Source organism: Inquilinus sp. (assembly GCF_057815775.1).
Genome location: NZ_JBYRFX010000269.1, coordinates 1 through 5,921, shown reverse-complemented (window position 1 = coordinate 5,921; position 5,921 = coordinate 1). Strand labels below are relative to the sequence as shown.

Sequence of the window (5,921 nt, the reverse complement as noted above, 5' to 3'; positions counted from 1 at the left end):
AGGTCCGAGCTGCCGGCGCGCAGCGCCCGCATCTGCAGGATGGTGATCAGGATCAGCACGGCGAACAGCGCCACCGACATCGCCGAGGCGTAGCCCATCTTCGAGAAGCGGAAGGCGCTTTCGTAGACGTACCAGATGATCGCGCTGGTCGAATTCGCCGGCCCGCCCTGGGTCGCCACGGCGATGGTGTCGAACACCTGGAACGACCCGATCACGCTGGTCACCAGCACGAACACCAGCACCGGCCGCAGCAGCGGCAGGGTGACCCGGCGGAACACCGTCCACTCCCCTGCCCCCTCCAGCCGCGCCGCCTCCTGCAGCGACCGCGGGATCGCCTGCAGCCCGGCATAGAACAGCAGCGCGGTCAGCCCGACATGGCGCCAGATGTTGATCGCGGCGACCGAGACGATCGCCAAATCGGGCGACGCCAGGAAGGCCTGGTGCGGCACCCCGATCAGGCCGAGCACGACATTGGTCATGCCGAGCAGCGGGTCGAGCAGCCACAGCCAGATCAGCGCAGCGATGACGTTGGACAGCAGGTAGGGCGCGATCACGATCGCCCGCAGCGCCACGGATTTGCTGAGCCGGTCCATCAGCAGGGCGAGGCCCAGGCCGAGCACGGTCTGCAGCGGGATGTTGTAGACCACATAGGCCAGGGTGATCCGCACCGACTGCCAGAACCGCGGATCCGCCGCCAGCTTGACGTAGTTGTCGAGGCCGATGAATTTCGGCGCCCGCATCAGGTTCCAGTCGGTCAGGCTGATCTCGACCGCCCGCAGTGTCGGGTACAGGTAGAAGACACAGAATCCGATCAGCGCGGGCAGGATGAACAGCCAGCCGGTCAGGTTGCGCTGCAGCGCCGCCCGCAGCCTGGGCCGCGACCGCAGCCAGCCGATGGCTGGTGCCGGCTTGGTCCATTCCGCTGCCACCATGCTCGACACCTCCCCCGATCGGGCTCTTGCGCTTGGGCGCAGAGCCTTCTGATGTCCGGATGACACGTGTCACTTTCGTTACTAACACGTGTTAGCTATAATCAAACCTCATCCGGACGGGTTGTCAAGCGGCAGCCGGCATGGCAACAGGACGAGGGGAACGATCTCGCCCGGTCCCACGACCGGGACCGGATCGGCAAAGAACGGATCGGCATGGAACGACGCAGGATCACCAGCCACGATGTCGCGCGCCGCGCCGGGGTGTCGCGGGCGACCGTGTCGATGGTGCTGAACCGGTCCGACGCCGTGACGCTCAGCGCCGAAACCCGGCAGCGCGTGTTCGACGCCGCGGCGGAGCTGGGCTATCGGCCGAATTCGGCGGCCCGCATGCTGGTGCGCGGCGACACGGAGACGATCGGCCTGGTGGTCACGCATCCGCAGGTGCTGAGCGTCGACGGCTTCGTGCCGCAGCTGCTGTACGGCATCAGCCAGGTCAACCGCGAGAGCGGCTATCGCGTGCTGCTGGAGGGGGTCGAACCCGGCGCCGGCCTGCACGCTTATGCCGACCTGGTCGAAAGCCGCCGGATCGACGGCATGATCGTGCTGAACCCGCCGACCGACGCGCCGCAGATCCATGCGCTGATCGACCAGGGCTTCCCACTGGTGCTGCTGGGTTCGGTCCGCCACCCGCGCGAGCACGCCTGCAACTTCTCCACCCGCCGCGCCATCCGCCGGTCGGTCGACCATCTGGTCGGGCTGGGCCATCGCGCCATCGCCCATATCGGCTTTTCCCCGCCGGGCTTCGTGGCGACCGATGCGCGGCTGAACTCCTACCGCGAATCGCTGACCGCCCACGGCATCGCGCCCGACGACCGCCTAGTCGCCTATGGCGCCTTCAGCGCCGAGAGTGGCCATGCGGCGATGCGGGAGCTGCTGGCGCGCGGCGGCGAACGCCCGACCGCCCTGCTGGCCGGCAACGACACCATCGCTCTGGGCGCCATGGCGGCGATCACCGATGCCGGGCTGTGGTGCCGGACGACATCGCCATCGTCGGCTTCGACGACCTGCCCTTCGCCGCCCAGCTACGCCCTGCCCTGACCACGGTGCGCAATCCCGGCGTCGAACAGGGCCGGCAGGCGGCACAGCTGCTGATCCGCCTGCTGAAGGGCGAGCCGATCGCGCAGCGGCGCATCGCCTTGCCGACTGAGCTGATCATCCGCGATTCCTGCGGCGCGAACCGGCGGAAACCCCTTTGATATCCATACATTTCCGATGAATTTGATGTATTATTGATGCGCGCATTCTGATTTTTGAGGCGCAATATTGTGCGAAGGACACATTATGCGGAATTTCGAGACATATTTGCTCGCAGCGGCCTTGGCCGCCGGCTTTGCCGCCGTTTCCGGCCCGGCCATGGCGGACGATTTGGAATTCACCCTGACGAACGCCACCTCCGTCAGCGCCACGGAATTCTACGTATCGCCGGCCAATGTCGACGACTGGGAGAAGAATCTGCTGGACGGCAAGTTTCTGCCCGCCGGCAATGAGGTGTCGGTGACCATCGGCGACGGCCGGCGGACCTGCACCTACGATCTGAAGACGGTGTTCGAGGACGGCCGAACGGCGGAGAACGACGGCATCAACCTGTGCGAGCTCGGCAAATACACGGTCAACGAGTGACCCCCAGCCGGGGCGGTGCGGACGCATCGTCCCGGCTCATCGCCCCATGGCTGACAGGCCGGAGGGATGGGCCGCCACGTCGAAGGCAGTCCCCGGACCGGCCCACATTCGCCATCTGGTACCAACGATCCCCCTGATCTGGACCTACCGCCCTCCCCCTGGCCGTATTATTTCAGTCTTATTCTTCGACACCATTAGCTGGCGGATCACAGTCTGCGCCGCCGGAAGTATTTCAGCCAGGGGAAGACAGATGCCACAGCTCTTCTACATCCGGATTCAGGGTGCCCCTCAACTGGGCCTTAACGCCCAAAATGGTGGCACCCCATTCGCCAACCAGGCGATCATCCTCTGGACGTTGGAGGCCAATCTTCCAAGCCAGAACAATTCCGTCTGGTCGCTGCAGCCGGCCGAACCTGTCGGCGGCAACGCCGCGCCGGCCTATTACATCGCGTCGGCGACCAATTCCGACATGGTGATGGATCTCAGCGGCAGCCAGCAATACTCCGGGTCACCGGCGGTTGTCCTGGCCCAGAAATCCACCGGCAAGGCGAGCCAGATCTGGTCCCTGCAATCCGGCGGCGTGGCAAACGAACCGAAATATGGAATATTCGTCAACAACTCCAACGGCCAGTACCTGACGGGATACCAGGGCGTCGGCAAGGGCACCCCGCTCATCACCTATCCGTCCGATCCGAACACGGCCGGAAATTATTGCTGGGAGATCGAGCCGATCGCGGTCCCCGTGCAGCAGCCGACAGCGATCATTTCCGTGACCAGCGCGTCTTTGGCCTTCGGGGCGAGCGATATGGCCAATCTGCAGGGCCTGACCGTGCCGGAGGATGGAGCGTCGATCGACTCGCCAAAGGTCGATGTGGCCCTGGGGACGCTGTCGCAACCCGACTCGTCGATCTGGAACTTCACGGCCGACGGCTTCATCGTCAGTGCGCTCAATCCCCAGCTGGTGTTGAGCCAGATCGGCACCGACGTCTGCGTCCTGCCGAGGCAGCCGGACGGTTACACCAGCTTCCAGCAATGGGTGGTGACGTCCGAACTGGACAGCTTCACCGATGGGATCAAGACGTACCAATACACGGCGCTGCGCATCGCGAATTTTTCGTCGGGGCTCTACCTCACGGTCAACGGCCAGGCGATCACGCTCGGCAGCGGCATCCCGAGCGACAACAGCCAGCTCTGGTTCACGCCGAACGGCTATCCGCTCGAGACCATCCTGGTGCAGCCGCCGAACCCGTACCCCACCGCGGCCGCGGGCACGCCGGCGTATGAGTGCTACACCTACCTCACCACGCAGCTGACCCCGAAATGCGAATACGCGGACGGCATCCGCGGCGGCTACACCAGCGCGGACACCGCCCTGCTGCAGAGCTGGCAGACGCAGCTGCCGACGATCGCGCCGCCGAGCGATCCCACCGAGGCGGCCGCTTGGCCCAGCGTTCAGTCGCAGATCGGAAAGGAGTTGGACGCCGTCATTCCCGTGCAGGGAATGTACAACGTGCTCTGGGCCCTGCACACGGCCATGCAATCCTCGGTGAAGGACAGTGTCCAGACCATCGAGGGCATCATCGGCGGCTCGTTCGGAAACGCGACGGGCAGTGCCGGAACGGTCATCGAGGGCCTGGTCCTGGCGGCGGTCAACCTCATCCCCGATGTGGGCGGGGCCGCGGCCTCCCTGCTGCAGACTGGGATCGACCTCGCCACCGGCAAGGGCGATGTCGAGCTGAAGAAATTCGTCATGGCCGCCTCGGCCCTGCAGACGCTGATCGACCAGACGTTCAAGGCGGTTCAGACCGCCAGCGCCGACCAGGCAACGGTGGTGCTGAACGATTGGGGGAAGGTCCGGGCCGTCGCCCAGCTCGTGGCCATGCCCTGGTGGCATCCCTGGTCCCTGGACCTGACCCGCGTCTCGGCCGACACCCTGGCTGACGATGTCGGAAAAGGGTCCGAGCTGGCGATCATGCAGTATCTGCTGTCGGCCAGCTATCAGGTCTGGACCTGGTATTCGATCCCGAACAGCTACTCGCTCTCCAGCATCCTGCCGCCGAATGCGCAGGGCGTGTGGCAGGAGGGCCTGCAGGGCGACGTCTACAACGCCTACATGCTGGCGACCGGCGACTGGAGCCAGTTCAAGAACCCGAGCTATCCCAGCAACGAGGCAATGGCCAAGCTCTGGAGCCTCGGGGCGCAACGGTTCAACGTGTTCCGGCGCCAGGCCGGCTGGGACAATATCAGCCTCTATGCCGTCGATGCCGGGGATCTGCTGCGGCAGAACGAAGGCGGCTGGAACCAGATCCTTCTGGTCAATGTCCGGAACTGCACGCCCAACACGCTGACGGTTGGCGAACTCGTCGGCAACCATGCCAGCTACATATCGGTCAATACCAACAATTTAACTATCGGCCCGTTCGGGACGCTGTCCTACGTCAACGGATTGCCGGCCCACAACGGCGACATCAGCAGCAACGTCTATCTTTACGACCTGAACTACTCCAACAGCACCTATGCTGTGCAGTTCGAACCGATGATCAGCGGGAACAGCTGCTCCCTGAACTGGAACACCGAGAATTTCGGCTACGGCCTCACGCCGCAATCGCTGCAAGGGCTGAGGGGCGACCAGTCCCCCGACATCTGCAACGTGCAGATCGTGTTCAACTGAGCCGTCTGACTGGCCGCCACCGGATCGGCCGGCCCACCCGGGGAATGGGGTGGGCCGGCTGGTTCTCGTCAGGATCGCATCGCGTCCTTAGGCGCGGCACCCGATCCACAGATCATGGTGCCGACGGCGCGCAGCCCGGCTGGTCAAACAAGACGGCCAGGCCGCAGGCCGAGGTCAGCATGCGGTCGCCGTCATGGCCGATGCCCTGGACCAGCCGCAGGGTCTGGCGGAATCCGTCGGGATGGCGGCCGCGCAGGTACTGCAGATAAGCCTGGCCGCGGGCCAGGCGGTATGGCCCCTCGGCCTCGGCCATGCAGGTCTTGTCCAGCGCCGGATGATTGGGGTCGGTATCGGCCGTGCCGAGGAGATAGGCGACATCGCGGCCGATATAGGCCTGCTCCAGCGCCTGCGGCGTGGCAGAGCCGGCATAGCGCGGCAGGTCGTGCATGCCGTATTTCCAGTGGTCGTATTTCGGGCAGGCGGCAGCGCCGGCAAAGGGTCCGAAGCCGCCATGGCCGTCCGGCCGGTCGGCGCTGAAATAGGCGTAGGAGGATGGGTTGGCGACGACATAGCGGACGGCGATGCCGGCCGCCGTCAATGCCGCTTCGCCCTTGGCCAGGATGGCATAGCGCTGGACC

General features: G+C 65.2%; 4 protein-coding genes and 1 pseudogene. 3 read left to right on the top strand and 2 right to left on the bottom strand.

Translation table 11 applies throughout. From position 1 onward, the window contains the following. A partial coding sequence (locus tag AC3XYG_RS09545; RefSeq protein ID WP_489139587.1) for a carbohydrate ABC transporter permease occupies positions 1–932 on the bottom strand: 932 nt, incomplete at its 3' end. 213 nt (positions 933–1,145) lie between these two features. Here AC3XYG_RS09545 and AC3XYG_RS09540 point away from each other — a divergent pair. The 3 genes and pseudogenes from AC3XYG_RS09540 to AC3XYG_RS09530 all read left to right on the top strand — a co-directional run bounded on the left by AC3XYG_RS09540 (position 1,146) and on the right by AC3XYG_RS09530 (position 5,283). After that, positions 1,146–2,188 (top strand): annotated as a pseudogene (locus AC3XYG_RS09540) (LacI family DNA-binding transcriptional regulator). A 106-nt stretch (positions 2,189–2,294) separates the two neighbouring features. After that, positions 2,295–2,612 (top strand): hypothetical protein, encoded by a 318-nt coding sequence (locus AC3XYG_RS09535; RefSeq protein WP_489139586.1) that lies wholly within the window; start codon positions 2,295–2,297, stop codon positions 2,610–2,612. Positions 2,613–2,658: 46 nt separating this feature from the next. After that, positions 2,659–5,283, top strand: coding sequence for a ricin-type beta-trefoil lectin domain protein (locus tag AC3XYG_RS09530; RefSeq protein WP_489139585.1), 2,625 nt, complete (start codon positions 2,659–2,661; stop codon positions 5,281–5,283). A gap of 112 nt (positions 5,284–5,395) precedes the next feature. Here the strand turns inward: AC3XYG_RS09530 and AC3XYG_RS09525 are convergent. Next, positions 5,396–5,921: hypothetical protein (locus AC3XYG_RS09525; protein ID WP_489139584.1), on the bottom strand; the 526-nt coding region annotated here is incomplete at its 5' end.